The 25,988-nt window shown below is 59.7% G+C and carries 25 protein-coding genes and 2 pseudogenes; 8 read left to right on the top strand and 19 right to left on the bottom strand.

Annotation, left to right across the window (positions count from 1 at the left end; genetic code table 11):
• The 7 genes and pseudogenes from dhaM (at position 1) to HALLA_RS20715 (ending at position 5,131) form a co-directional block, all read left to right on the top strand.
• Positions 1–387, top strand: coding sequence for a dihydroxyacetone kinase phosphoryl donor subunit DhaM (gene dhaM, locus HALLA_RS15725; protein ID WP_049954433.1), 387 nt, complete (start codon positions 1–3; stop codon positions 385–387).
• A gap of 95 nt (positions 388–482) precedes the next feature.
• Complete coding sequence (gene ptsH1, locus HALLA_RS15730) at positions 483–767, top strand: phosphocarrier protein HPr (RefSeq protein ID WP_049954434.1); 285 nt, start codon at positions 483–485, stop codon at positions 765–767.
• Positions 764–2,458, top strand: coding sequence for a phosphoenolpyruvate--protein phosphotransferase (gene ptsP, locus HALLA_RS15735; protein WP_049954435.1), 1,695 nt, complete (start codon positions 764–766; stop codon positions 2,456–2,458). Before ptsH1 ends, ptsP begins: the two co-directional genes overlap by 4 nt.
• A 222-nt stretch (positions 2,459–2,680) precedes the next feature.
• The gene (locus HALLA_RS20125; RefSeq protein ID WP_242406216.1) at positions 2,681–2,833 is read left to right on the top strand and encodes a hypothetical protein; all 153 of its coding nucleotides are present in this window, start codon (positions 2,681–2,683) and stop codon (positions 2,831–2,833) included.
• Between the two features lie 250 nt (positions 2,834–3,083).
• Entirely contained in the window at positions 3,084–3,596 is a 513-nt protein-coding gene (locus HALLA_RS15740; RefSeq protein WP_049954436.1) for a winged helix-turn-helix domain-containing protein, read from the top strand.
• A pseudogene (locus tag HALLA_RS21380) lies at positions 3,593–3,952 on the top strand (hypothetical protein); the annotation flags it as partial. The gene HALLA_RS15740 and the pseudogene HALLA_RS21380, both read left to right, overlap by 4 nt.
• Positions 3,953–4,336: 384 nt before the next feature.
• Positions 4,337–5,131, top strand: a complete 795-nt coding sequence (locus HALLA_RS20715) for a hypothetical protein (RefSeq protein ID WP_157231411.1) — start codon at positions 4,337–4,339, stop codon at positions 5,129–5,131.
• A 27-nt stretch (positions 5,132–5,158) separates the two neighbouring features.
• Here HALLA_RS20715 and HALLA_RS21385 read toward each other — a convergent pair.
• Positions 5,159–5,392, bottom strand: a pseudogene (locus tag HALLA_RS21385) (hypothetical protein); the annotation flags it as partial.
• Entirely contained in the window at positions 5,380–6,735 is a 1,356-nt protein-coding gene (locus HALLA_RS15745) for a glycoside hydrolase family 68 protein (protein ID WP_049954437.1), read from the bottom strand. The gene HALLA_RS15745 and the pseudogene HALLA_RS21385, both read right to left, overlap by 13 nt.
• 1,064 nt (positions 6,736–7,799) lie before the next feature.
• Here HALLA_RS15745 and dpsA point away from each other — a divergent pair.
• Positions 7,800–8,345, top strand: coding sequence for a DNA starvation/stationary phase protection protein DpsA (dpsA, locus tag HALLA_RS15750; protein WP_049954438.1), 546 nt, complete (start codon positions 7,800–7,802; stop codon positions 8,343–8,345).
• Between the two features lie 113 nt (positions 8,346–8,458).
• Here dpsA and HALLA_RS21145 read toward each other — a convergent pair whose 3' ends face one another.
• From HALLA_RS21145 to HALLA_RS15820, 17 genes are all read right to left on the bottom strand, one after another.
• Positions 8,459–8,626 carry a hypothetical protein gene (locus HALLA_RS21145; protein WP_169732154.1) on the bottom strand — a complete coding sequence of 56 codons (168 nt, stop codon included), beginning with the start codon at positions 8,624–8,626 and terminating at the stop codon, positions 8,459–8,461.
• A 187-nt stretch (positions 8,627–8,813) separates the two neighbouring features.
• On the bottom strand, positions 8,814–9,209 hold the full coding sequence (locus HALLA_RS20720; protein WP_157231412.1) for a hypothetical protein: 396 nt from the start codon (positions 9,207–9,209) through the stop codon (positions 8,814–8,816).
• 181 nt (positions 9,210–9,390) lie between these two features.
• Positions 9,391–9,795: a metal-dependent transcriptional regulator gene (locus HALLA_RS15755; protein ID WP_049954439.1), complete on the bottom strand. Its 405-nt coding sequence runs from the start codon at positions 9,793–9,795 to the stop codon at positions 9,391–9,393.
• Entirely contained in the window at positions 9,792–10,592 is an 801-nt protein-coding gene (locus tag HALLA_RS15760) for a DUF7260 family protein (protein WP_049954440.1), read from the bottom strand. Before HALLA_RS15760 ends, HALLA_RS15755 begins: the two co-directional genes overlap by 4 nt.
• 97 nt (positions 10,593–10,689) lie before the next feature.
• Positions 10,690–11,844 carry an ABC transporter substrate-binding protein gene (locus tag HALLA_RS15765; RefSeq protein ID WP_049954441.1) on the bottom strand — a complete coding sequence of 385 codons (1,155 nt, stop codon included), beginning with the start codon at positions 11,842–11,844 and terminating at the stop codon, positions 10,690–10,692.
• A 110-nt stretch (positions 11,845–11,954) separates the two neighbouring features.
• Positions 11,955–12,890: an FAD-dependent oxidoreductase gene (locus HALLA_RS15770; protein WP_049954442.1), complete on the bottom strand. Its 936-nt coding sequence runs from the start codon at positions 12,888–12,890 to the stop codon at positions 11,955–11,957.
• Between the two features lies 1 nt (position 12,891).
• Entirely contained in the window at positions 12,892–14,019 is a 1,128-nt protein-coding gene (locus tag HALLA_RS15775) for an ABC transporter substrate-binding protein (protein WP_049954443.1), read from the bottom strand.
• A gap of 153 nt (positions 14,020–14,172) precedes the next feature.
• On the bottom strand, positions 14,173–15,360 hold the full coding sequence (locus HALLA_RS15780; RefSeq protein ID WP_049954444.1) for an ABC transporter substrate-binding protein: 1,188 nt from the start codon (positions 15,358–15,360) through the stop codon (positions 14,173–14,175).
• Positions 15,361–15,575: 215 nt separating this feature from the next.
• Positions 15,576–16,502, bottom strand: a complete 927-nt coding sequence (locus tag HALLA_RS15785; protein ID WP_049954445.1) for an NAD(P)/FAD-dependent oxidoreductase — start codon at positions 16,500–16,502, stop codon at positions 15,576–15,578.
• Positions 16,499–17,683 carry an ABC transporter substrate-binding protein gene (locus tag HALLA_RS15790; RefSeq protein ID WP_049954446.1) on the bottom strand — a complete coding sequence of 395 codons (1,185 nt, stop codon included), beginning with the start codon at positions 17,681–17,683 and terminating at the stop codon, positions 16,499–16,501. Before HALLA_RS15790 ends, HALLA_RS15785 begins: the two co-directional genes overlap by 4 nt.
• A gap of 186 nt (positions 17,684–17,869) precedes the next feature.
• On the bottom strand, positions 17,870–18,043 hold the full coding sequence (locus HALLA_RS21150; RefSeq protein ID WP_169732155.1) for a hypothetical protein: 174 nt from the start codon (positions 18,041–18,043) through the stop codon (positions 17,870–17,872).
• Positions 18,043–19,239: an ABC transporter substrate-binding protein gene (locus HALLA_RS15795; RefSeq protein WP_157231413.1), complete on the bottom strand. Its 1,197-nt coding sequence runs from the start codon at positions 19,237–19,239 to the stop codon at positions 18,043–18,045. The genes HALLA_RS21150 and HALLA_RS15795 overlap by 1 nt, the downstream gene beginning before the upstream one ends.
• Positions 19,232–20,422: an ABC transporter substrate-binding protein gene (locus HALLA_RS15800; RefSeq protein WP_049954447.1), complete on the bottom strand. Its 1,191-nt coding sequence runs from the start codon at positions 20,420–20,422 to the stop codon at positions 19,232–19,234. Before HALLA_RS15800 ends, HALLA_RS15795 begins: the two co-directional genes overlap by 8 nt.
• The gene (locus HALLA_RS15805) at positions 20,423–21,601 is read right to left on the bottom strand and encodes an ABC transporter substrate-binding protein (RefSeq protein ID WP_049954448.1); all 1,179 of its coding nucleotides are present in this window, start codon (positions 21,599–21,601) and stop codon (positions 20,423–20,425) included.
• A gap of 2 nt (positions 21,602–21,603) precedes the next feature.
• Positions 21,604–22,791 (bottom strand): ABC transporter substrate-binding protein, encoded by a 1,188-nt coding sequence (locus HALLA_RS15810; protein WP_049954449.1) that lies wholly within the window; start codon positions 22,789–22,791, stop codon positions 21,604–21,606.
• A 2-nt stretch (positions 22,792–22,793) separates the two neighbouring features.
• Complete coding sequence (locus HALLA_RS15815; RefSeq protein ID WP_049954450.1) at positions 22,794–23,969, bottom strand: ABC transporter substrate-binding protein; 1,176 nt, start codon at positions 23,967–23,969, stop codon at positions 22,794–22,796.
• Positions 23,970–24,024: 55 nt separating this feature from the next.
• Positions 24,025–25,947, bottom strand: a complete 1,923-nt coding sequence (locus HALLA_RS15820) for an ABC transporter ATP-binding protein (protein ID WP_049954451.1) — start codon at positions 25,945–25,947, stop codon at positions 24,025–24,027.
• Between the last annotated feature and the right edge of the window lie 41 nt (positions 25,948–25,988).

The raw sequence follows: 25,988 nt of genomic DNA on the forward strand, positions 1-25,988 counted from the left end.
ATGATCGGACTACTCGTCGTCTCTCACAGCGGTAAAGCTGCAGAAGGTATCAGGGACATCGCCCTCGAGATGGGCGGCGACGACGCCCGGATCGAGGCCGTCGGCGGCGACCCCGACGGCGGGATCGGAACCTCGGTCGACGACATCAGCGCGGCGCTGGAGCGACTCGCCGACGAGACCGACGGCGTGGTCGTCATCGTCGACCTCGGCAGCGCCGTCATGAACGCGGAGGTGGCTATCGAATCCGTCGACGACGTCGAGTGCGTCGTGGTCGACGCGCCGCTTCTCGAGGGGACGCTCAACGCGGCCGTCGAGGCGTCGAGCCCGAACGCGACCCTCGACTCCGTCGAGCGGGCCGCGGCCGAAGTGGTCGATCTCTTCGAATAGGGAGAACCGCCGGAATTTGGTGCTGATCGTCGGGAGTGACGGACCGAAACCAACCGGGAAAGTAAAGTCACACACCGGCCAAGATTCGCACTGGTATGGAGCGTATCGTAACAGTGGTCCCTGAGGCTGGCCTGCACGCCCGTCCGGCGTCCCGGTTCGTGCAGACGGCAAACGAGTACGACAGCGAGATCACGCTAGAACCGGTCGACGACGGAAAGTCCGTCAACGCACGGAGTATGCTCGCGGTCACGGGCCTGAACGTCGAGTCCGGGGAGGACGTCCGACTCGTCGCCGAGGGGGAAGACGCCAGGGCCGCGCTTGACGCGCTGGCCGAGGTCCTCTCGTCGCCCGAAGACGGCGATGAGGGGGGCGGTGAATGACCGAACTCGGTGGCGTCGGCGTCACGCCGCGCACCGGACACGGGATCGCCCGCTGGCACGACAGGACGATCGACCTGGGTGAGCCCCCGGCGCCCGAGACCGTCGACCCGGGCGACGAACTGGCGGCGTTCGAGCGAGCGCGCGACGCGGCGCGAGCGGCCCTCGAACGCGAACTGGACCGCGCCAGCGAGCGCGTCGGCGAGGCCGAAGCCGAAATCTTCGACGCCCACATCCAGTTCCTCGACGACCCCCAGATCACCGACGGCGTCGAGTCGGCGATCGAGGACGGCCTGCCGGCGACCCACGCCGTGCGGGAGACCTTCGACGGGTTCGTCGACCAGTTCGAGGGGATGGACGGGCGGATGGCCGAGCGCGCCGACGACCTGCGGGACGTCCGCGACAGGCTACTGCGCCTGCTGGTCGACGACGAGAGCGCCACGGAGCCGTCCCAGGCCGATGGGCCGGACGCCGACGAGCGGATCGTCCTGCTGGCCGATCGACTGACGCCCAGCGACACTGCCAATCTCGACCCGGACCGGGTAGCGGGCATCGTCACGAAGGCCGGCGGGCGGACTTCTCACGCGGCCATCCTCGCGCGCTCGCTCGCCATCCCGGCGATCATCCAGGTCGGAGACGCGCTCGAGACGATCGCCGACGGCGACCACGTGCTCGTCGACGGCGAGGACGGTCGAATCGTGGTCGATCCCGACGACGAGGCGCTCGCGGCGACAGCGGAGTCAGGCCCCGAGATTCGCGAGGGGCCGGTCGAGACGACCGACGGGAAACACGTCGAGGTGGCCGCGAACCTCGGCGGGACGGGCGAACTGACGCCGGCAGTCGAGAGCGGCGCCGACGGCGTCGGCCTGTTCCGCACGGAGTTCCTGTTTCTCGACCGGGAGACGCCCCCTACCGAGGACGAGCAGTACGACGCCGTGACCGACGTCCTCGACGCATTTGTCGGCGACCGGGTCGTCGTCCGAACGCTCGACATCGGCGGGGACAAGCCGGTCCCGTACCTGGAACTGCCGGAGGAGTCCAACCCGTTCCTCGGCGAACGGGGAATCCGACTCTCGCTCGACCGGCACCGCGATCTCTTCGAGACCCAACTCCGCGCGCTCTTGCGCGCCGCGGCGTCCGAGCACGGCGACGGCCTGGCGGTGATGGTTCCGCTGGTTTCGACGATCCCCGAACTCGAGGGGGCGCTCGAGGCGGTTGACGACGTCGCCGCAGACCTGGCCGACGAGGGGATCGAGCACGCCAGGCCGGAGCTGGGCGTCATGATCGAGACGCCGGCAGCCGTCCTGTGTGCGGATCAGGTCGCGGAGCGCGTCGAGTTCCTCAGCATCGGCACCAACGACCTGACGCAGTACGTCATGGCCGTGGACCGTGAGAGCGAGGCGCTCGCCGACCTCCACGACCCGCTGCACCCGCCAGTGCTCCGGGCGATCCGCCGGACGGTAGAGGCGGGGCGCGCCGAGGACGCCTGGGTCGGGATGTGCGGCGAAATGGCCGGAGACCCGGACCTGACGGAGTTGCTCGTCGGCCTCGGCCTCGACGAACTGAGCATGAGCGCGGTTACCGTCCCGGCGGTGAAGCGTCGGATCGAGGAGACCAGCACCGACGAGGCCGAGGATCTGGCCGAGCGAGCGCTCGAAGCCGAGACCCGCGACGAGGTTCGGTCGCTGCTCTGAGAAGCGAGAGAATCTCGATGTGCTCTGCTATGCGGTTGAAAAACATCCACGACAGGTCAAGAATCAGTCAATCTCGGAAAGTTCCTTTTCCTCTACCCGCACACAGTTGGTGACGAACAGTGGTGTGCCGCGCTCAGAGTCGACGCGCTCTCCCTCCACTGTGCAGTCCAAGAGTCGAAGAATGCCGTCGACTTGGAGAGAGTTTGGGGATCGATCTCCGAGATGACGGGTTCAAGCTTCAAGGACGAACTGGTCTACGTGAGCGCATTGAACGAGTTCGTCTACTGTCCTCGGCGGTACTACTACCAGCGGTACTACGACGAAATCGGCAAGCCCTACGAACTCGTCGACGGCCGCTCGAAGCGTGAACAGTAGGAGGAACAGGTGAAGTACCACGGGTCGGGTGACCCGTGGCGTCCGTGTCTACCCTTGATCGAGGTAACGGTCTTTAATTCCTCTCGCGCTTGACCCTGAGAGTCCCGGGCCGACGTTCTGTGTCGGTGTACAATCGGAAGCAAAAACTGCTCCGTGAGAGTCGGCCTCTTCACATAGACTGATCGAGGCACTAGAGGAAAGAATAATTTCCCGAGAGATCTATTTGGTTCTTCGATGCGTAACCTCCCCTATGACCGAGACGTGGGATGACGTCAACGAGCAGGTCAAAGCAGACTGGAAAGCAGAGACCACGCCGTTCGAGCGGGTGTACGAAATCGTCGAACAAACCCACGACGGGCAGTCGGCCGCCGAGGTCGCCGACCGTGCCCTCGTGAGCGAGCCGACGGCCCGCCGCCACTGCAAGACGCTCGTGAACACCGGGTTCGCCGAAACGGAACAGGACGGCCAAACAACGCTATACAAGCGAAACAGCGACCGAATTTTAATGTCCCGGATCCGTGAGCTGCGTGAGGAGATCACTCGGCCGGAGTTGCTCGACAGCATCAAGGAGATGAAAACCGAGATCCGGCGCTACGAGGACCGCTACGACGTAGTGTCACCGGAAGAACTCGCCCAGCAACTCGACGCCGACGAGACGGAGGGCTGGGACGACCTGACGGCGTGGCGAACGACGCGGCAGAATCTCGCCGTCGCGCAAGCAGCACTCGCCTTCGACGAGGCCAGCCACCAGCTCGCTGTATGAGCGACGACGACCGCGCCGGCGAGTTCGGGCCGATCTATCTTCCGTCACTCCAACGGATTCGTGACCTCTAGCTCGAACTCGAACCGCTCGTCGACGCAACGGGGTACGACGACGTCGTCGCCCCCACGGAACTACAGATCAGTCTCAGCGATGGGCTTGGCGACGCCGAAAGCGCTCGGCTCGATATCCAGTGGAGTGAGCTGGGAATGTATTCGTATCATTACGTCGATAGTGACGGCGTCAATTGGCGCTTTGATCGCCACCCAAATACACACTCACCTGAGATCCACTTTCATTCCCCGCCCGATGCAGCCACGACGGCAGCCGAGCCGTCCCGTATCGACGTGATCGAGGTATAGGGTGATCGACGGCCCGATCGACGCCGGCCTGCGGTGGTTCGCTTTCTGATTTGGTTTCACTCGCCGTAGGCTTGTCTGTCCCGCCACTGGTGATGCTGTCCAGCGCTGGGAGGTCCGTCCGCACAAGCGAGAGCAGGAACTCAAGTTCGATGAACTCCTTGATAGCCGCTTCCTACCGGGTGGATGCATTCTGATATTGGATCCACTCGGGTCCCTGAACGAACCGAATGAAGTACCCCGCACACGGTGGCGCGAGAATTCGACGTTTAGCCTCTCCTCAAAACGGGGAGCGTAACAGCGGCAAACGAGTTTGATACATATAAATGAAGAATTTCCTATATGATTAGATTTAAGTCACTTCTTGATATACGGAAACAATGCATGCCAGAAGATAATAACCAATCGACATTAGTTGGGGCGGCAACCGGTCGACGATCATTTCTTCAGACGATCGCAGCATCAAGTATATTAGGAGGCATAACTGTCTCAACGTTACCAGGTACTGCCGCTGCAAGTGTAGACGAACCAAAGCATAACACAGACAAAGCAACAACTACACATCCATCGACGGGTGAAGTATTAGCCACTACTGAATTATCAACAACAATTGAATATATTGGATCGGATCCTAGCGTAAACAACGCTTACAATCATACTTTCCGGATGACCTACACAGCTACAGCTTATGAACAGAATGATGATGATCAGTACAAGTCTCTCAAAGAGCAGTCGCTCACAGTGACTGCTGAAGGTAATCAAATTGATGATATCTATCCGGGTACTAATCCTGAAGATACTGCATTAACTCCAGCTAGCGGGGCAAAAATTGATCCAGTTGGTGCATTTACCGGACTGATTGAGGGGACGATAGGAAAACTGTCAGATACTGCCGGTGACCTGCTTTCTGTTGCAGGAATTACTGACTCTTTCGTCTCAGTTGATGAAGAAGATACCACAGGGACCGGTTTTGAACTGTCCAAGGACTATGCCACTTTGTATGAAAAGCCAGAAGTAAGCGGCCAATGTCAGTTTATTGTCCAAGTACCCCAAAACATGAATGGAAAGGAGTCGGTTGACTGTGAGGCTTGGGTACAATCTATTTCTACCAATGCTGTATCGGCAGGATTCACGCTCGAGATCTCTGAAGATGATTTAGTAAGTATATCCAAGTCCTAGTAAGTCAACGACCCCATCCTACTTCGCTCACCCTGAAGGGTTCGCTTGTGGAGGGTGGGGCTTGTCCGTGAACTCAGCCTCGAACCCGTCCGGGTAGGCGGTAAATCCGCCACTCGGCGTCACCGTTCCAGACTTGAGGGCGAGCTGACTATCGTCCGTCCGCCGAGACGACTGTTGGCCCCGGCGGACGTACCGCATCCCGATATTCTTCGCTGCGTTGTAGTCTGCGTTCGCTTCCGACTCACACTTTACCGGCCGCGTCCGTTGCCGTTTTCGTTTGGACTGCCGCCCGACGGGATAAAGTGGCCATCGTTGAGTTCGGCGACGACCCGCGTCTCGGTGCCGTCGAGTTGGACTTTCAGGCTCGGGGCGAGGGTACCACCGAACAGCTCCTTCTGTTCCTCGGCTGGTAAGAATCCGACTTCGTCGAGACCGATCTCGCCCCGGGAGGTGTCGTCGAGGCCGCGGAAGTTCTCGAAGCTCTCGACGAGGACGTCGTTACCCTGAGGCATTGCTAACCAGGAGTAGCCCTGGAATGGCGCCGCCTCGGGGTTTGCGATGACCAATCCGCTCTCATTGAGCGGCTCGTAGTCGCCGTATAGCGAGTCGGCGACGAACCCGTACAGTGCATCAGGCCCCCAGAGGCCGGGTGCGAACGTAAACTCGTGGCTCAGCACGAACAGGTACCACTTCCCGTCCTGGAGGACGTAATGAGGACGCTCGAGCTGTTGATTGACCTCGATGGCCTCCAGGTTCGGCGGGAGCAACTCCCACTCGGTGAGTTCGTCGTTCGTCGCCCACGCTATCCCGACGTTCCCGTTGTAACTCCGCGGATCGCTCGGGTCCTCGCCGTCCGTGGGCGTGTTGCCCTCGAAGACGACCATGTCTTCGCCCGTCTCGGGGTGCCGGAAGTACCACGGGTCGCGGAACGCATAGACGATGCCCTGGTCCCGGGACTGCTCTAAGGTCTGGTAGAGTTCGCCGTCGGCCTCGGCCATGATGACGTGCTCCTGGTCTCCGACCAGGTCGACGCCGTGCGGGCCGGTCTCGAGCGACGCACCTTTGCCGAGCGCGAGTCGCTGGCGGAACTCCGGCTCGGGACTGGTTGCGGTGTAGAAGTGGTAGATCTGGTCCTGTTCGTGGTCGTACATCGCAGAGCCAGCCCACTGATGATGACCGAGTGGGTTCTCGAATGCCGTCCCGCCCTCGGTCCAATCATGGCCGTTCCGGGAATAGAAGTACCGGATCGTCGCCTCATTGTGGCGAGCACCCGGCACGAGGTCCTTCGACGCTGTGAGAGAGAAGACAACCTGCCAGCCGTGAATCTTCGCAATCGAACCGTCGCGGTACCGAAGCGGCCACGTGTCCCAGATCCAGTAGTCGTCCGAGATCACGTCGGGATTTTCGTCGATCACCGGCGCCGTCAGGTCGTCCGTGAGTTCGATGCTGTTCGCGTGCTCTCGCGTCCACGCGCTTGCCTCACCCATCTCGACGGCAGCCCCGGTGCCAGTCCCGATCGACAGCCCGAGACCGGCTGCACCGATCGCGCCGGTCGTTCTAAGGACGGTACGTCTGCTCAGCTCTGTCTGGTCCTGATCCGCCATTGCATTTGAAATATTTACTCATGATATAATAAAGATTTTCTAGGTTGATTATACATAAGGTACGAACAGTATATATCAAATGTATATTGGCTTTATCTTGTTGGAAAATTATCTGGTTCGATCGGTGTACGAGGTGGTAGAAAGAATATTTCTCCTGGAATGTATACGCTGAACAGGCGCAATACCACGGCCTTCAGGCCGTGGATACGCGCCATCACTTTGATAACAGTCGACCGTTCAAAAGCTAGCCCGAGTTTCCTACAGTAACGTCTAAGTGACAAGCCACCGTACTGTATGACAGAAATCGGTCGGAACGGAGCGGATTCTGAACCGTCCTACGGAGGCGGCCTGCCCACCCATGTAACGAGGTCGTTCGAAAACCCTTGGTTTTCGTGATCACGAGAGACCCCGTCTCTCGGACGACAATATTCGAAAGACCAGTCGGTGAACGCCACATCCTCGAAGGGCGTGCCAATGTGACGACTGCTCAAAGCACACAATACCCCACTCCGCTAACACCTGCTGGCGTCTCGCTGGCAAAAACAACACTGGGACGCCGTACACGCTCGAGGAATCGAGCCTCCAGACGCTCTGTGCGGACTGTCACAGCGAGAAGACGGTCGACGAGAACAGCGGTCGAGATCAACGCCGAACGTGACGCTTATCGACTATCTGAATCTCGAGTCCTAAGCCAGTGTCCACACCCCACCGTGTCCAGTGTCTTCTCACAATCTGCGAACCGAACTGCACCCCACTATGTCCAGTGTCTCGGATAGATCGAGAGAAGCAAGTCACCCCAGTGTCATCTGCGTTCGATCCGACGAACCGTCGAACGTGAGACGACAAAGTCGGCTCGAGTAGCTAGTATATCATAATCCAGGTATTTTTCAGAGACATTTTCAGTAAGAGTTGGAAAGCAAGCTGACTCTCAAACGCCTCGGACAGCAGATATAGACCTGTCAGACCCCTACTAGTGATCGAACGTCAAGCGGTTTTAGGTCATACGAAAAATTATATGAAAATTGAAAAGTTATATAATGGTGGCGAACCAAGTAGGAACTGTAATGAGCACACAGAAAACGATTCGCCAGCAGAAAGGAACTGTCGAGGAGAACGCGCTCAGACTCGAGTCGGAAAAAGCCGAACAGATCATCGACGCGCTCAACACCGACCTCGCGGACGCGTACGTCCTCTACCACCAGCTCCACAAACACCACTGGAACGTCGAGGGAGCGGAATTCCTCGAGCTTCACGTCTTCTTGCAGGAAGTCTACGAAGACGTCGAAGACGCGGCCGACGACCTCGCCGAACGGCTCCAGGCCCTCGGCGGCGTCCCCCACGCGAACATGACGACGCTCGCGGAGAACGCAACCGTCACCCCGGAAGACGAGGACGTCTACGACGTTCGAACGTCGCTCGCGAACGACCTCGACATGATGGGCGACATCATCGAGAGCACCCGCCAGCACATCGAACTCGCGGACGGACTCGGCGACTACGCGACGAGCGAAATGCTCCGCGAACAACTCGAGACGATCGAAGAACACGCACACCACATCGAACACTACCTCGAGGACGACACGCTGGTTCTCGAGTCGGCGACAAACTAAGCACCGATTCGACAGGGTTCCAGGGCGAGGCGACCGAATTTTGATTCTGATGTCTGCAGGCTCGAACGACCCCGTACACCGGTTCGTTTACAAGCCCATCCGCCCGCGTAACGTTATCGAGGAACGTCGACGATCGTATCGCTGGTAATCCAGCCGTCCGTATTTCCGGTCTCGAGAAACACCGTCTTCTCCGGAGAGCTCCTGCAAACCGAAATGTCTGGAGTTGCTGGCTCCTCCGGTGTGTCGTGGGGCGAATCGGTAGACCTGGTGAGATCTGCCATCAGCAGGTTTTAGGATGGCCTAAAATAAAAACCATGCGGTTCGTCGTCACACCGGTAATCGACGCCTCGAGCGTGTCACAGAACGATTGAGAACAGGTTCAGTGTAGCCCGATGATATCGAGCGCGACGATTGGGTGGGGTAGTTTACTTGACTCTGCTGTTGCATATGCGAAAGTGGTAGATTTGCTCACTCGTTAGCGAACGCACATCCACCGTTGTATTCAGGAACCGCATCACAGTTCTCCCGAATGAATATGTCCAGTGCCACGGATCGTAGGTTTCCGTAATTCACCCTCGCTGTCACACAGTCAACACTACCGTCTATCGCCTCATCAACCGATTGTTCAACCCACTCGTTGCCGTCTACTCGTGCACGGATACGATGCGTTCCGGCGGCGTCACCCCACGTGCAGTCTACGGCCTCTCCAGGAATTACGTTGTCCTCACTTCCTCGGATCGTGTGTGACGACTCGTGGACGATGGACCCGTCACGTTCTACCTGCACCGAAAACCGGTGCGATTCGGTATCGTAGTTATTCACGCCGACCCAGCCAATCCTGCTTGAACTATCGAGCACATCCATGGCAGATTCCACACAACCGGCGCTACTCGCAGTCACACCCGCTCCGATGGAAGCGAGAACAGAGCGACGTTTCATGACGGAATCGTTTCTATTTTGAAACTATATCTCTTATGATTGGAATACCCGTTATCCAACTGCCAACTATATCTTGTACTCATTCTTCGATCACCACAAATATTGATCATAGATAGTTTACAGTTTGTTTACTATTGTTCAGTATATCGTCTCGATCACCTTCGAGCACCGTTTCGACGAGTCGGTCGGTGACCAGCGGGCTCACGCTCCCGACGAGTTCCATCGCCTCCCGCTCCGAGTCGTCGACCTCGAGGATGTCCCGAAAAAATGCACGAAAAATCGCATACTGCTCGTAGTACTCTTCGCCGCCAGCACGTCCCTCCGCCGTCAGCGTCACGCCCTCGTAGGGTTCGTATGTCAGCAGTCCCTCCGACTCGAGTCGCTGTAACATTTCGGTCGTCGCCGCCGGCGATCGATCAAGTTTTTCGGCGACGTATCCCGGAGAGATCGGTTCACCTCGGCTGGTGGCGGCGAGGTAGACGACGAGCAGATACTGAAATCGGTTGCTCATACGCGACGCGTAAGCTGATCCCGCATGGTCCGTTCGTACTCGAGACACGCTTCCGAGAGACACGTAATACACGACAACACCGGGTATCGAACCGAGCAGTCCTCGTACAGTGATTCGACGAACGGACGGTGAGCGAGACCGATCCGCCCATCGAAGCTGTTTGTTCCGTGGAGGACGTCCTGGCGATTACTGAGGATCGCATCGCACTCCGATCGATGCGCGGAAACGGTTTCGTGACGCTCGAAAAGGGTTTCGAACTCGAGGGTCAACGGTGACGGTTCCGTCGCCGATTCGAGCCACTCGACGATGGGGTCGATCGCCTCCAGCGTCTCTGTGAGCGATGTTGTTTCGACATCTACCGCGTGCGTTACCGCGTCGAGTTGGGTTCGGCGGCGCTCGACGGCCGCGTGGAGTACCCGTTCGGTCTCGGCGGTATACTCGTCGGATGTCGTCGGTGCAAGCTGTTTCGAGACCATGGGACCGAACACGCGTTCGACCGTTTCGACGAGTTGGTCGTCGTTGACGGCACCGTCTTCGGAACCGAACGCCACAACGAACGATTCCCGGATCCGGTCTATCTGATTCGGGCCGTCCACCACTCTGCGAGCTGTCGACGCCACCGAGAGACCACCGTCCCCAACCGTCGTCGGTGTTTCCAATGTGGGCACGGATTCGAGAGGCTCGATCTCGTCGATAGCGGTAGCGAATTGCTCGACAGCCGATTTCGTCTCCGAAACGGCATCTCGCGTTCGTTTGGCCACCTCGAGTGCCTCGGAAATCGGAGCGGTGGTAGTCACGTTCGATCACCGCGACAGCCTGTGAGCGAGATGTGTCGAGCCGACCCCGAATTCGCTCGAGAACGTATCGGGAGCCAGCCGAAACGTTCGTCGCTCATTATACGTTCCCGTCGACGATGTCAGTCACCCGCTGGCGGTCGAACAACTCCCGGTCGCCGAACACGTCGGGGTACTGATCCTGTGCGAGTAACTCGGTCTGGAAAAGGTTCGTGATCGGCCCCTGTTCGGCCGTGCCGCCCTTGTACACTCGTCCCTCCTGGACAGCGGTGAGTCGGTTGCCCACTGGATGATTCTCCATCGGTTCGACGAACGTTTCCGCGAACTCCTCGTCGGAGTGGGTAATCCCCCAGTGGACGAAGATCTGATCCGGATCGTACTCCAGAAGCGTCTCGTAATCGGCCTCGCCCCCCTCTTCCAGATCTGCATCCGCGAACGCGTCCCGAATACCGAGGTCGCGGTAGTGTTTCATCTCGTAGCCCGGTTCGGTCGGATCGAGAACGTAGAACGTTCCCGCGTCGGGCTCGGAGCCAGCGTTGATCAGCCCGATTTCTGGGCGGTCTTGCTCGGGCGGAAGGTCCGCTTCGACTCGGCCGATCACGTCATCGTGCAGTTCGGCGAACGCCTCGTAGCGCTGTTCTTGATCGAACAATTTCGCGGCTTTCTCGAATCCCTCGTAGAGCGAGTAGAACTCGTAGTCCTGTTCGATCGCGTATCCCCGCTCGCGGCGGATGTAACTGCCGAAAAACGGACCGACGTTTCTCGAAATTTCCTCGACGTCGGCTTCGCTCCATTCCCAGTAATTCTGGGCGACGAACAGCGGATCGACCAGGTGCACGTCCGCGTCGATCTCGTAGATGATCTCCTTGTCGACCGTTTCACCGCCACCGCGGATGTCGGTCACACCCTCGAGCGGTAACGCGACACCCTCGAGCTCGTCGAAAAAGAGCCGATTGAGGTCCTCTTGGCTGCCGTACTCGAGGTCCGTTCCCACGAGGCCGTCGGCCTGACCGAGCGCGACCGCGATATCCGCCCAGGCTTCCTTGTACGTGATATAGGTTTCTGGCACCTCCTCGAACGAGACCGATCCAGCTGGTTCGATGGAAACGGTGTGGGAATTCGCTCCCGCCTCGTCCGCCGAGCCGTCACCGCCGAGACAGCCAGCCAGTCCGAGTCCACCCGCGATAGCCGTTCCGCCGTAGGTTACGTACTCTCGTCGAGTCGGTGCGCCGTTCGGTGTGGAGTCACGCCCCATATTTTTAGGCTGGCCTAAAACACTATAGTATTTTCGTCTTTTAGCCCAGCCTGAAATATTGGTCCGACGATACACGCCGACGACTGCAAGTGAGTTTGGGAGTTGTTCGGTCAGGCCACGTCGGTTTCACTCGAGTGACCCTGCGCCGCGTACGCCTCGATCGCGTCGTCGTCCAGCGCATCGAGAACGCAATCGGTCCCGAGCGTTTCGAGGAGCCGGCTGAGTCCGCGACGAGATCGATCCTCCGTGACGTCGTCGGGGACACGAGTGTCGAACGCACGGTCGATGTACCGCTCGCGGAGTCGTTCGTACCGCTCGTCTACGAGCCCGTGGTCGTCGCCCGCCTCGTCGTCGTACCAGTCCCGCCAGCGGTCGCGAGTACCCCATTCGCCCGAAAATTCGGCGTCTCGGCGAAGCCAGTCGTAGTGTTGGGCGACCCCGTCGGGATACCCTTGCTCGCGCCGCCGGTCCGCGAGCACGCATCGCCCGACGTGCGCGCCGTGACCGGCGGCGATGATAGCCTGAACGCTCCGCTGGCCGGCCGGTGACGCGATGTACAACCCATCTATCGGCGTTCGTCCGTCCTCGTCGGCGTACTCCGGGTCGAAGTGTTCGTGTTCCTCGCCGTCGTGGTCGTGTTTCTCGAACATCTCGTCGCCTCCGAGTGGTCTGAGGTACTCCCCGTTGTACCACGCGGCCGCGACGACGACCGTCGCAGTGACGCGCCGACCGTCCTGGGTCTCGACGACGAACGTTGACTCGTCGTCGACCCTATCGACGGTTTCGACCATGTCAGCGACGAGGTCACAGCCGGCTTCCTCGGCGTGTGCGTGTATCAGGTCGTAGTAGGTTTCGATATCGATTCCCGCGGGAAAGCCGAGGTAGTTCTCGAGGTGTGCACACCGCGGGAGTGCGGCGGTTCCGCGGTCGAAAATCGTCGTCTCGAATCCGTACCGGGCGGTGAAGATCCCCGCCGCACATCCCGCAGGGCCACCTCCGATGATGACGACATCGAAGTCGGTCGATTCGGACGTGTTTTCGTCCATTTCAAAACTCCCCCGTAACGATATCGGCTACCTGCTGGCGATCGAACAGCTGCTCGTCGCCGAATTCATCCGGGTAGAGCCCCTGTGCGGCTCGCTCGAGCTGGAAGAGATGGATGATCGGTCCCTGGTAGGTCAGTCCCCCGTAGATAACGCGATCGTTCTGGACCGCCTGAAGTTCGGCTGCGATGTCGTGATTCTGTAGGTGCGACCGAATTTCGCTGTCGAAGTACTCGTCCGTGATCTCGCCTTGCAACCTGATCGCGATCGCGTCGGGATCGATCTCGAGCAACGTTTCGTAATCGATCTCGCCGCCGCCCGCCTGCGCGTCCGTGACATCGTGTTGGGCGAGCGCGTCTTCGACGTTCAGATCGTTCCAGTGTTTGGACTGGGTGCCGGAGCCGACGAGGTACGGATGGAACGATTCGGGCGGGACACCCGCTGGATAGAGAACCGCGATCGTCGGTGTCCGTTCGGGGAGCCGTGAGTGGACATCCGCGAGGATCTCGTCGTGATACTCCTTGAACGCCTCGTAGCGGTCGGTTTCCTGGAACACCTGGGCGACTTTCTCGAAGGACTCGTACATCGTGTAGTCGGCGTAGTCGTGCCAGTCGTAGACCCGCGAGAAAATCGTGTTCCCGACGAACGGGGCCACGTTGTCCCGGATTTCGTCGACATCGTCTCGGCTCCACTCGAGCCGGTTGATCATGAAATTCGGATCGATCAGATGGACGTCCGCGTCCAGTTCGTAGTACAGTTCCTTGGTGGTGGTTCCATCCTGCCAGAGCTCGGTGAGATCGCCTTTGTCCACGGAAACGCCGGGGAGATCGTCGTAAAGGTGGGCTCCGAACCGCCCTGGAACGCCGATGGCCGCGAGCCCGTCTCCTTGACCGAGCGCGACGCCCATATCGGCGTAATCGCCGGTGTATGGAACCCACGTTTCGGGGACCGATTCGAAGTCGACGGTTCCGACCGGTTCCATCGTGACGGAGTGTGAGATGTCACCAGACGTCGATTCCGATCCGGGATCGTCGATACACCCGGCGAACAGTCCCCCGCCGACGACCGCGCCGCCGTACTTGATCGCGTCCCGCCGCGTCGGTTCCTCGAGCGAACGTGCAGTTCGTCGCATATTTTTAGGCTAGCCTAAAACAATATAGCAGTTCCGATATTCGGAGTCGCTGGTCCGGTTCTTTCCACCGGGACAGTGGCCGACGTCGTCGAACCGACTCGGCCAGGGACCGAGGCGAACGAGACGGGACTCGAGGCGTTCGGGCTCGTGCAGTTACGAGTCTCCGGTAACGATATCTGCGACCCGTTCTCGGTCGAACAACCGTTCGTCCTCGTCGAAGTCGGGATACGTTTCGCCGTCGTACTCGGGCCACTCACCGAACTGCTCGGGATAGAGTTGCTTTGCCGCCATCTCGAGTTGGAACAGGTTCATGATCGGGCCCTGCACCGGATGCCCGGACGGGTAGAACCGGTCGTTTTCGATGGCCGAAAGCTGGCCGGCAACCGAGTGATCTTCGAGCGTTTCGCGGATCCCAGCCACGTCGTACGAGGAGATCCCGAACCGGTGAAGAATGACGTCCGGATCGATCTCGAGCATCGTCTCGAAATCGTAGGTCGTCTCGTAGGTCACGTCGTCGCCCGCGAAAGCGTCCGAAACGCCGAGCGGTCGCAGGTCGGCGGTCGCGAATCCGGGCTCGTTTATCGCGGACGGATAGAACGTCTCTTCCATGTAGATAATCGAACCCACTGTCGGCCGTTCCTCTTCTGGTGGGAGATTCGACTCGATCGTGTTTAACAGTTCATCGTGAACCGTCGATAGTTGTTCGTATCGATCCTCTTCCTGAAAGACGCCAGCGACGTTCTCCGCGAGTTCCCAGAGGGTATAGTACTCGTAGTCATCCTGGCATTCTTCCGGTGGGTCGGCGTGTTCTCTGCTGAGAATGTTCCCGAACCAGGGGGCGAGGTTTCGTTCGACCTCGTTGATGTCGGATTGCTCCCACCCGTCCATCGAAACGACAAAGCACGGATCGACGAGGTGGAGATCCGACTCCAGTTCGTAGAACAGTTCCTTGTCGATCATGATATCACCCGAACCGGTGTTTAGCTGCTCGAGGCCGCTCGGATCGAAGGAAACGCCCTCGAGGCCATCGTAGTAGGTTGCGAGCGTTTGTCCTTCCGTGTCGGCGTCGAAGCCTAGCGAATTAACCGCGTCGCCGTGTCCGTACGCGACCGCCATATCGGCGTAGATCAGGCTGTAGACCATCACGTTCTCCGGAACGCCGGAGAACGATACCTCGCCCATCGGAGCCATCGAGACAGTGTGCGTCACAGCGTCTTCCCCGTCTGTGCCGCTCGAGCCGCCATCGATACAACCGGCGAGCATCCCCCCACCGAGAACCGTACCGGCGTACTTCACGTATGTCCGCCTCGTCGTTTCGTTTCGGACAGAATCACGCGCCATGCTTTTAGGCAAGCCTAAATCAAGATAACCGTTTCGATTCTCGAACGGGTAACAGCGATCAGCGGGACGAAACCGCCACGATCTTCGATACCTCCGTGTAGAATTGCCTACCCAAAAAGAGCCGGGGTTTACTCGAGATCGACCTCGCGTCGAGCTACCGGATTTCGGGCCACCGGCACCCGACGAATCGACGAACATCGATTCCGTGCGCTTCGTTACTCGCCGCCGATCGGTTTTTCGGCTTCGATTTCGCGTGCCGCCTCGAGAACGATATCGTCGTCGAGATGCTCGAGAAGCCGCTTATGGCCGCGTTCGCGTCGCCGATCGACCTCGTCTTCGGTGAGATACGTTGCGAGCCTGCGGTCGATCTCTCGTTCGCGTAGCCTACCGAGTTGCTCCTCGTCTAGTTCGTGTTGATCGCCCAATCGATCGTCGAAGTACTCCCGCCACCGGCTTCGGTCGCTCCACTCCCCATCGAGTTCCGCCTCCCGGCGCATCCAGTCGTAGTAGTTGGTGACAGGTTCGGGGTAGCCCCGTCCCCGTCGAACGGCTTCGACGACGGTTATTCCGACGCGCGTGCCGTGTCCAGCGGCCATGCTCGCCTGGTAGCCGGTTTCTCCGTACGGCGATGCGATGAACAGTCCGTCGACCGGCGTCGTCCCGTCGCTTTCGGCGTACCCTTTATCGAAGTGTTCGTGTTCCTCGCCGTCGTGTTCGTGAGTTTCGAACATCGCCGCATCGTCGTCGAGCCCGCGCATGTACTCGCCGTCGTACCGCGTGGCGGCGATCACCCGTCGAGCGGTGACTTGCGTACCCTCCTGTACGCTGACGACGAATCCCCGACCATCGTCGGGGCGCTCGAGCGAGTCGACCAGATCGGAAACGATCTCACAGCCGGCCGCTTCGGCGTGATCGTGCATCAGCCCGTAGAGCGTCTCGACGTCGATCCCCGCGGGAAAACCGAGATAGTTCTCGAGGTGTGCACACCGCTGGATCGAGGACCGACCGCGGTCGAAGATCACCGTATCCAGGTCGTATCGGGCAGTAAGGACGCCCGCTGCACAGCCAGCGGGACCGCCGCCGACGATGACGACATCGTGGTCGAACGCCGAATCAGTGTGCAACGATTCCGTCGGGCTCATTGTTCGAATTCCCCCTCGATGATGTTCGCGACGCGCTGGCGGTCGAACAACCGTTCCTCGTCGGGAACGTCCGGAAACGTCTCCGGATCGAATTCGCCGAATTCGTCCGGGTACAACACTCGTGCGGTCAGTTCGGTCTGGAAGAGGTTGACGATCGGCCCTTGTTGGAAATGCGGACCCGGATAGACGTTTCCGTCACGGACCGCGGTAAGTTGGGATCCGACGGAGTCGGCTTCCATCGGGTCGATAAACTGCTCGCGGAATTTCGATGCGGAGTACTCACCGGTGTCGTCCGTGAGCCGCACGCCGCCGTGGACAATGAGAATCTCGGGATCAACCTCGAGCATCGACTCGTAGTCGAGTTCGCCCTGATCAGCGCTGAAGGTGCTCTCCACGTCGAGGTCCCGATACGTCTTCATCTCGACGCCCTCCCCCTCGGTCGTCATCGGATGGAACGTCCCCTCACGTGGCACCGAGCCGAAGTTCACGAGTCCGACCTCGGGTCGGTCGCTCGGCCCCGGGAGACGCGACCGAATTTCGGTCTGCATCCCGTCGTGGACGCGGGCAAACGCCTCGTAGCGCTCGCGTTCCTGAAACAGGTCGGCGAGGCGGTCGAACGCCTCGTACAACGACGGGAGTTCGTACGTGTGAAACTCCCGCCGTCGAACGATGTTGTTGCCGAAAAACGGGGCAACCGTGTCCTCTAATTCCTGCGTATCGGACTCGTCCCAGGAACTATCGAATCCCGTTCCGTGGAGGTACGTCGGATCGCAGAGGATAACATCCGGGTCCAGTTCGTAGAACAGTTCCTTGTCCCAGCCGTTAGAGAGGGGAGAACGCACGTCAGACGGCATCGAGACGCCGACGCGGTCGAAGAAGTACGCTGGGGCGTAGAATCCGGCGGGCTCGAACCCCTCGCGCTGGCCGAGTGCGACGGCCATATCGGCCCAGGGGCCGTTGATCGCCATCCACGTCTCGGGAACCTCCTCGAGCGAGAGACAGCCGACGGGCTCGATACACGCCTCGTATGATCCGCTGCCGTCGGCCTGCTGTGTCGGATCGCCCTGACCGACTAGCTCCGAACAGCCCGCCAAGACGCTCCCTGTGACAAGCGTTCCGCCGTATTTCAGTGCATCTCTCCGTGTCGATACCGTTGTCGTGCTGTTGTCGTTGTTACTCATTGATTTGGGTTGTTGTTTCGAATCTGCTGCTAGTTGACGCGCTATTCGGCTGAGATGAAACGAGGAATTGACGACGCGGCGTTTGCGACGAGCCTCGCGAAGCGTCGAATCGTGGGGAGAGCCTCGAGACGAACCCAGCGCGGTTCCAGTCCGTTCGGCCGGAAAATGACTCGATCATTGGTGTATCTATCGTCGTACCCGCACCGGATCCTGGGCAGTAATAAACGGCTCCTCGTCCCCGACGGCGAACGCCACCCCGCCGCGTTCGGTGCGACTGACGCGCCACGACGGAAGGGCGGGGATATTGTAGTCCGTCGGATCGCGGAACGCTCCCGCAATCGCCCACTCTCGAGCGCGCATCACCGATCCCCCGTGATAATCGCCGCAACCTCCTGACGGTCGAACAGTTGTTCTTCCACTGGAATCTCGGGATATGGGCCGTCGGTGTAGGTCGGCCACTCTCCGAACACGTCGGGATAGAGCTGCTTTGCCGTCATCTCGAGCTGGAACAGATTCAGAATCGGTCCCTGGTTTCGAACCCCACCGGCGTAGACGCGATCGGTTTCGACCGCCGTGAGCTGTCGACCGACCGGATCGTCTGTAAGCGTGTTCCGAACCTCCTCGATTCCGGACTGCCCCATCATACCGGTGACGAGTAACACGTCCGGGTCCTGCTCCAGCAGCGTCTCGTAATCGACCTGCCCGCCGATCTGCCCGCTGTCGCCCAAGGCGTCCGCAAACGCATCGATCGCACCGAGCGGTCGGGTGTGTGAGTACAGGAATCCCGGCTCGTTGAGGTGGTAGACCCAGAAGGAGCCCTGAAACGGCTGGATAACTGCCGTCGACGGGCGCTCGGCTGTCGACGGGCGACGCTCGTCGATACGTTCGAGCAGGGAGGAACGGACTGCTGTCAAGGCAGTGTACCGCTCCTCGGCTCCGAAGACCTGTGCGACCTTCTCGAAGATCTCCCAGAGCGTGTAGTACTCGTACTGATCGGCCCACTCCTCGGGCGGTTCCTTGTTCGCGTTGCTGAGCGTGTTGCCGAACCACGGAGCAACGTTCTCGCCGATCTCCGCGATGTCTTCGCGCGTCCAGCTCTGCATGTTCGTCATGTACGCGGGGTCCGCGAGGTGGAGATCACTGTCGAGTTCGTAGAGTAATTCCTTGTCGGGGTCCCACGTTCCGGGAAGATCAGCCCAGTCCACCGAAACCCCTGGGAGTCGCTCAAGGAATTTGTTCCAGATCGTATCGTTGTACTCGGGATTGTACAGCATCGAGGAAACGGCGTCGCCGTGGCCAGCCGCGAGCGCCATATCGGCGTGGTGGGGGAGAATCGTGAGGACGTTCTCGGGCGGCTGCTCGAGTGTGATCTCACCGGCTGGGGACATCGTCACCGAGTAGGTCCCTGTCCCGGACGAACCGGTTCTTTCGTCCTCGTCCTGTCCGACCAGTTCTGAACAACCCGCGAACAATCCGCCACCCACGGCTGTAGTCCCGTACTTCAAGGCGTCTCGGCGCGTTAGTGTCTCGTGCTGGATAGTGGATTCATCATTCATCGTCGAACTCTCCGTTGATGATAGCCGCGACCTCCTGGCGGTCGAACAACTGTTCACTCTCCGGAACTGATTCGCCCGGTGCAGGTGGTCGACCGAACAGGTCGGGATAGATCTGTTTGGCCGAAAGTTCGACCTGGAAGAGATTGAAAATCGGCCCCTGAAGCGCCGAACCACCGGCGTAGAGTCGGCCGTTCTGGACGGCCGTAATCTCGCCCCCGACGGGATGGTCGCTCAGTTCGAAGAACGACTCAGTCCGAGAGCGGACGTTGATCCAATCGAAGTTGTGGATCATCACGTCCGGATCGAACTCGAGTATCGCCTCCATCGAGTAGTTGTTCCCGTAATCCGAAGCGTAACTCTTCGATCCCTCCGCGAGCGCGTCGTTCGCACCGAGCGGGCGCGTGTGTGACTTTCCGAATCCCGGCCCGTTCAGCCGGTACGGTCCGAACGTGTCCTCGTCGGGGTTGTAGACGACGAGGGCAACTGACGGTCGCTCTTCCTGTGGTGGGAGTTCGTCTTGGATCGCCTCGAGCATTTCCTCTCGAACCTGAATCAGTGCCTGGCTCCGGCTCTGTACCTGATACACCTGTGCGTACTTGTCGAGGAGTTCCCAGAGCGTGTAGTACTCGTAGGACTGGTCGCCTTGGTAGCCGTGTGCCCGGCTGAATCGATTGCAAAAGAACGGCGCGACGTTCTGTTCGATTTCTTTAATGTCCGCGTCGTCGAAGGTCCCTTCCCACCGGAGCGGGTCGAGATGATGGATGTCGGCGTCGAGTTCGTAGAGAATCTCCTTGTCGAGGGTCAACTGATCGGTGTAGAACGCGGTGAGCTCGCTCGTATCGAATTCGATGCCGGGGAGTTCGTCGTAGAATCCCGTGTAGTAGCGATCTGGAAAGCCCAGGGAAACGATCCTGTCCTGTTGACCCAACGCAACGAGGTGATCCGCCACCTGTGGATCGTAGAGGACCGCCGTCTCGGGAATGCTATCGAACTCGACCGTTCCGACCGGTGAGATCGTCACCGAGTACGTCTCCTCGTCGGTCGATTCGGAGCCCGAATCTCCGTCCTGTCCGACCAGTTCCGAACAGCCCGCGAGGGCGACGCCGGCCGCGAGTGCGCCGCCGTATTTTAGCGTGTCTCTGCGCGTCTGTGGCTCTGTCGCGTTTGTATTCTCGGAATTCATTTAGCTCTCACCGCCAATGATGTCTGCAACTCGCTGCCTGTCGAACAGCTGTTCCGCAGCAGGGAGGTCGGGGTAGCTCTCCGGGTCGAACTCGCCAAATTCGTCGGGGAACAGCAATTGGGCAGTCAACTCAGTCTGGAAGAGGTTGACGATCGGCCCCTGCATGTAGTATGCCCCAGGGTAGACATTGCCCTCAGCAACCGCAGTGAGCTGCCTCCCTATCACGTGGTCTTCCATCGGAGCGACGAACTCCTCGTGGAACTTCGACGCGGAGAACTCACCGTCTTCGCCGGTGAGTTGAACTCCGCTATGAAGGATGATGATCTCTGGATCGATATCCAGCATCGTCTCGTAATCGATTTCCGTACCCACCTGCGCCTCGCTAAATGCGCTTTGGACGGCGAAATCGCGGTACTGTTTCATTTCAACGCCCTCGGATTCGGTCGTCATCGCGGAGAATTGCCCCTCGCTCGGTGCCGATCCGAAGTTCACGAGTCCGATTTCCGGACGTTCGGTTTCCGGCGGAAGCCGGGATTGGATCTCGGCTTGCATTTCGTCGTGGACGGCCGCGAACGCCTCGTAGCGTTCGCGCTCCTGAAAGAGGTCAGCCAAGCGCTCGAACGCCTCGTACAGTGAATAGAGCGTATAGTCGTTGTAGTCCATCCGGCGAAGAATCGAGTTCCCGAAGAAGGGGCCGACGGTTTCGGTGAGTTCCTGGACGTCTGACTCGCTCCACGATCCCCACCCGGTCAGGTAGTTCGGGTCGGAGAGGATCACATCCGGATCGAGTTCGTAGAACACCTCCTTGTCGTACCCATCCTCGGTAGTCAGAGCCGGGAAATCCGTGGGCATCGAAAGGCCCACGCGTTCATAGAAGTAGGCTGGACAGTAAAATCCGGAAGGTCGGAATCCGTCGCGTTGGCCAAGTGCGAACGCCATATCTGCCCACGACCCCAGAATTGCCATCCACGTCTCCGGAACCTCCTCGAGGGAGAGACAGCCGACGGGTTCGATGCAGGCTTCATACGATCCTTGCGTATTGGTCCCCTCAGCGCCGTTGTCCCGTCCAACCAACTCCGAACAGCCGGCTAGGACACTCCCCGTGACGAGCGTGCTGCCGTATTTTAGCGTGTCTCTACGTGTGGGTGCCTCGGTCGTATCGCTCGTAGTGTCACGCATGCTCAGAACTCACCGTTGATGATGTCTGCAACCCGTTGACGGTCGAACAACTGTTCTGACTCGGAAAATTCCGGATACGCGCCGCCCTCGTATCGCGGCCACTCGCCGAACGCCTCCGGATAGAGTTCCTTCGCACCCATCTCGAGTTGGAAGAGGTGCGCGATCGGACCGCCGTACCGAATCGCCAGTGGGTAGACGCGGTCGTTTTCGACGGCGGAGATCGCTCGAGCAACGGGATCGGTCTCGAGGTGGTCTTTCGTCTCGACGAAGTTTCTCGTCGGCCCCATCGCGTGGGTGTTGAGAATGACGTCGGGATCAGCTTCGACGAGCGCCTCGAGGTCGATCGTGCCGTACGCTTCTAGGTCGGTAAACGCGTCTTCTGCACCGAGCGGACGGAGATGCGCCTGCTCGTATCCGGGGTCGTTCATCGGGAACGGCCAGATGCTCAGTTCTCCGTCCGAAAGTCCCGTCTGGAGTCGGGCCACCCGTGGCCGATCCCGCTCTGGCGGGAGATTCGCCTCGATCCGGGACAGGAGATCCGTCCGAATTTCCGTGAATTCCTGATACCGCTTTTCTTCCTGAAAGACCGCTGCGACCTTCTCGAAGATTTCCCACAGCGTGTAGTACTGGTAGTCGTCGGCCCACGCTGCCGGCGGTTCTCTGTGAGAATCGCTGTAGGCGTTGCCGAACCACGGGGAAACGTTCTCGCCGATCTCCTCGATATCGTCGCGGTCAAAGCTATCCATCACCGTCATGTACGCCGGGTCGGCCAGGTGGAGATCGCTGTCTAGCTCGTAGAGGCGTTCCTTGCCGATATTCCAGGAATTGGGCAGTGTTGCCCACTCGGTCGTGACAGCCTCGAGTCTCTCGAGAAAGAGGTCATAGAGCGTCCCGAAATTCTCCGGACTGTACAGCCCGTTGATCGATCCACCGTGTCCGAGTGCGAGCGCCATATCAGCGTGGTGAATCCGGTTGGCGAAGACGGTCTCTGGCGGCTCCTCGAGCGTGATCTCCCCAGCGGGAGCCATCGTCACCGAGTAAGAGCCACTAGCTGATGGGGTGCTCTCCTCGGCCTGACCAGTCAGGTCCGAACAGCCCGCGAGGGAAACGCCGGCTGCGAGCGCCCCGCCGTATTTCAACGTGTCTCTGCGTGTCGGTTCTTTCGTCGTACTCGTGTCGTTGTCACGCATGCTCAGAATTCACCATTGATCACGTCCGCAACCCGCTGGTGATCGAACAGCTGTGCATCCTCGTTCAGCAGCGTTTCGACGCCGTTCCATTCGCCGAACCGGTCCGGGTAGAACTGCTTCGCCGCCGCCTCGGTCTGGAGGAGGTTGATCACCGGGCCCTGATAGGACGTGCCGCCCCGATACAGGCGGTCTTCTTTTACCGCGGTGAGCTGCTGGCCGACCGAACTGGATCGAAGCTGTTCCATCCGATCTTCGAACTCGGCTGCAGAGACGTGTGAAAAGCCGTATGTGAACACGAGGATATCCGGATCAACCTCGAGTAACTGTTCGTAGTCCCAATTCGCGTAACTCCCGTCCATATGCGACGCGAACCCGTCGTTGATCCCGAGGTCGCGGTACTGTTTCTTCCCGTTTCCGGCGCCGACGGGGTACGCGTGGAACGATCCGGTTTCGAAATCCGAGAACGTAGAGAGCAGTCCAATTTCCGGCCGCTCGTCCCGTGCGGGCAGGTTCGACTGCAGTTCGTCGATGAACTCGTCGTGGACGTCCTGGATCGCCTCGTAGCGTTCCTGTTCCTGAAACACCGCGGCGATCTTTTCGAACGCCTCGTACAGCGAGTAGTACGGGTAATCGTGCCACTCCTCGTCGTGGCGGCGAATGTAGTTGCCGACGAACGGGCCGAGTCCCGCTTCGATCTCGTCGAAGTCCTCACTCGAAAAGCCGTCGTGCTTCAGACTAAGGAAGTTCGGATCGAGCAGATGAACGTCGCAATCGAGTTCGTAGAACACCTCCTTGTCGAAATTGCTCGCATTGTAGAGTTGCCGGACTCCGTCGAAAGACACGTCGACACCCGGTAGCGTCTCGTACAGTCCGGTGGGCCAGGAGTCTCGGTAGACGAGCGCCTCTAATCCGTCGAGTTGGCCGAGCGCGATTCCCATGTCCCCGTACGTGCTGAAGTACCCCATCCACGTTTCGGGAACCGATTCGAACTCGACCTCGCCCGTCGGTGCCATCGATACCGAGTACGAACTATCGTCTTCCCCCGCGGATGACCCCGGTTCGTCCTGTTCGATGATATCCGAACACCCTGCCAACAATCCCCCGGCAACGGCCGTACCGCCGTACGTCACGAAATTCCGCCGAGTCGGTGCCTTACGTGTCGTTTTGGACTCCTCCATAGTTTTAGGCTTACCTAAAACATAATAAACACTCCGATTATTAGGTGAGCCTAAATTAGTGATCGTCACCGATCTGATCTTGAACAACAGTGTCGACGAACGTCTCGGGAAGGTCGTCGATTTCGCCAGCCTGGATACCCCACAGCGTGGCGTACAGGCCGTCGACTGCGAGCAGTTCCTCGTGAGTCCCTCGCTCGACGATCCGGCCGTCCTCGAGAACGAGAATCGTATCGGCATCCCTGATCGTCGAGAGCCGGTGGGCAATTGCCACTGTCGTCCGATCGGTGGTCAGGCGCTCGAGCGAGCGCTGGATGAGGTATTCCGTTTCCGTGTCGACGCTCGCGGTCGCCTCGTCTAACAGGATGATCGCCGGATCCTGCAGGATCACTCGGGCCAGTGCGATCCGCTGGCGCTGACCGCCCGAGAGTTTGACCCCTCGTTCGCCGACTCGCGTCTCGTAGCCCGCCGAAAGCCCTCGGATGAACTCGTGGGCTTCCGCCGCTTTGGCGGCCTCCCGTACCTCCTCGTCGTCCGCATCGAAGCGCCCATAGCGGATGTTCTCGGCTACGGTTCCGTCGAAGAGGAACGTATCCTGACTCACGTACCCGATGGCTTCCCGCAGGTCCGAAACGCGGAGATCCCGCACGTCATGGCCATCCACGCGAATCTCGCCGCCGTCGATATCGTAGAGTCGCAACAGGAGTTTTGCGACCGTCGACTTGCCCGCGCCGGTCGCGCCGACGAGTGCGACCGTCTCCCCCGGTTCGACGTCGAAGTCGATCCCGTCGAGAACCGGCTCTTCACCCTCGTAGCTGAACCGAACGTCGTCGTACTCGATACGACCGTCGACGGTCTCGAGCGGGGCCGCGGTCGTCGCGTCCTGAATGCCGACCGGGACGTCCATCAATCCACAGATACGCCGCCCCGAGGCCTTCGCGTTCTCGTACCAGTCGACGATACTCGAGAGCTGTGCCATCGGCCCCGTCAGCCGCTGTGTCAACAGCATGAACACGACGAAATCGCCCGTGGTGAGCGTTCCCGAGAACAAAAGCGGCGGTCCGGAGAACACCCACAGGCCGCCGATGATAAACGTCGTGAGCAGCGCCGCGCCGGTGATCAACTCCATTCCGGGTCGGTAGAAGTAACTCAGTTTCAACACGTCCATCTGGGCGTCGAACACCGACCTCGAGACGGTTCGGATGCGGCCGTTTTCGTACTCCTCCGTGCTGGCGGTCTTGACCAGTTGAATTCCGCTGAGACCGTTCTCGATGCGCGTGTTCAGGTCGCCGATCGTCGAGCGAACGGTGGCGTACCGCGGTTCGATCACCCTGATGAACCACCAGGTGAACGCGAGCAAAAGCGGCACGGCACCGAGCGTGACCAGGGCGAGCTGCCAGTTCGTATACAGTAACGCGGCGGTTATCCCCACTACGATTACGCCGATCCGTACGCTGTCACCCAGCGCGTTATCGAAGAACACCTCCAAATTCGATGTGTCGTTGTTGAGGATCGACATGACCTCGCCGGTCTCTTTGTTGTCGAAGAAGGTCATGTCGAGACGCTGCATCTTCTCGTAGGTTTCGGTCCGAATGGTGTACATCACGCCGTGGGCGAAGAAGTTCATCGCCACGCCGCGAACCCACTGCAAGAGCGCGCCGCCGCCGAGTGCGACTCCGATAACGGTAGCTGACAGCCAGAACTGGGCGGACTCATCTGTCGGCAGCCACGCGGTAGGCACGAGCGGGAGCGTGTACGTTTCTTCCCCGAACACTGCATCGATGGTCGTCCCGAGAACGAGCGGCGTCACAAGGACCGTCCCGTAGGCGATTACGCTGGCGATCAGTCCGAGCGCGAGCCAACGGCTCTCACCGCGGCCGTAGGTCCGAAACAACCGAATCAACGGCCGCGAGACGTGCCGACGGTAGGCCTCGAGTTCCGTCCCGGCTCCCTCGGTCTTTCCATCCGCCGGATCGACCACTATTCGGCCTCCACGGCGGCGCGTAGCCAGACGGTCTCCTC

The sequence above is a fragment of the Halostagnicola larsenii XH-48 genome, assembly GCF_000517625.1.
In the GTDB taxonomy this organism is placed as follows: domain Archaea; phylum Halobacteriota; class Halobacteria; order Halobacteriales; family Natrialbaceae; genus Halostagnicola; species Halostagnicola larsenii.

Bases quoted from the DNA above. Each gene is read 5' to 3' on its own strand.
- dhaM (WP_049954433.1), top strand. From the start codon at position 1: ATGATCGGACTACTCGTCGTCTCTCACAGCGGTAAAGCTGCAGAAGGT.
- ptsH1 (WP_049954434.1), top strand. From the start codon at position 483: ATGGAGCGTATCGTAACAGTGGTCCCTGAGGCTGGCCTGCACGCCCGT.
- ptsP (WP_049954435.1), top strand. From the start codon at position 764: ATGACCGAACTCGGTGGCGTCGGCGTCACGCCGCGCACCGGACACGGG.
- HALLA_RS20125 (WP_242406216.1), top strand. From the start codon at position 2,681: ATGACGGGTTCAAGCTTCAAGGACGAACTGGTCTACGTGAGCGCATTG.
- HALLA_RS15740 (WP_049954436.1), top strand. From the start codon at position 3,084: ATGACCGAGACGTGGGATGACGTCAACGAGCAGGTCAAAGCAGACTGG.
- HALLA_RS20715 (WP_157231411.1), top strand. From the start codon at position 4,337: ATGCCAGAAGATAATAACCAATCGACATTAGTTGGGGCGGCAACCGGT.
- HALLA_RS15745 (WP_049954437.1), bottom strand. From the start codon at position 6,735: ATGGCGGATCAGGACCAGACAGAGCTGAGCAGACGTACCGTCCTTAGA.
- dpsA (WP_049954438.1), top strand. From the start codon at position 7,800: ATGAGCACACAGAAAACGATTCGCCAGCAGAAAGGAACTGTCGAGGAG.
- HALLA_RS21145 (WP_169732154.1), bottom strand. From the start codon at position 8,626: ATGGCAGATCTCACCAGGTCTACCGATTCGCCCCACGACACACCGGAG.
- HALLA_RS20720 (WP_157231412.1), bottom strand. From the start codon at position 9,209: ATGGATGTGCTCGATAGTTCAAGCAGGATTGGCTGGGTCGGCGTGAAT.
- HALLA_RS15755 (WP_049954439.1), bottom strand. From the start codon at position 9,795: ATGAGCAACCGATTTCAGTATCTGCTCGTCGTCTACCTCGCCGCCACC.
- HALLA_RS15765 (WP_049954441.1), bottom strand. From the start codon at position 11,844: ATGGGGCGTGACTCCACACCGAACGGCGCACCGACTCGACGAGAGTAC.
- HALLA_RS15770 (WP_049954442.1), bottom strand. From the start codon at position 12,890: ATGGACGAAAACACGTCCGAATCGACCGACTTCGATGTCGTCATCATC.
- HALLA_RS15775 (WP_049954443.1), bottom strand. From the start codon at position 14,019: ATGCGACGAACTGCACGTTCGCTCGAGGAACCGACGCGGCGGGACGCG.
- HALLA_RS15780 (WP_049954444.1), bottom strand. From the start codon at position 15,360: ATGGCGCGTGATTCTGTCCGAAACGAAACGACGAGGCGGACATACGTG.
- HALLA_RS15785 (WP_049954445.1), bottom strand. From the start codon at position 16,502: ATGAGCCCGACGGAATCGTTGCACACTGATTCGGCGTTCGACCACGAT.
- HALLA_RS15790 (WP_049954446.1), bottom strand. From the start codon at position 17,683: ATGAGTAACAACGACAACAGCACGACAACGGTATCGACACGGAGAGAT.
- HALLA_RS21150 (WP_169732155.1), bottom strand. From the start codon at position 18,043: ATGCGCGCTCGAGAGTGGGCGATTGCGGGAGCGTTCCGCGATCCGACG.
- HALLA_RS15795 (WP_157231413.1), bottom strand. From the start codon at position 19,239: ATGAATGATGAATCCACTATCCAGCACGAGACACTAACGCGCCGAGAC.
- HALLA_RS15800 (WP_049954447.1), bottom strand. From the start codon at position 20,422: ATGAATTCCGAGAATACAAACGCGACAGAGCCACAGACGCGCAGAGAC.
- HALLA_RS15805 (WP_049954448.1), bottom strand. From the start codon at position 21,601: ATGCGTGACACTACGAGCGATACGACCGAGGCACCCACACGTAGAGAC.
- HALLA_RS15810 (WP_049954449.1), bottom strand. From the start codon at position 22,791: ATGCGTGACAACGACACGAGTACGACGAAAGAACCGACACGCAGAGAC.
- HALLA_RS15815 (WP_049954450.1), bottom strand. From the start codon at position 23,969: ATGGAGGAGTCCAAAACGACACGTAAGGCACCGACTCGGCGGAATTTC.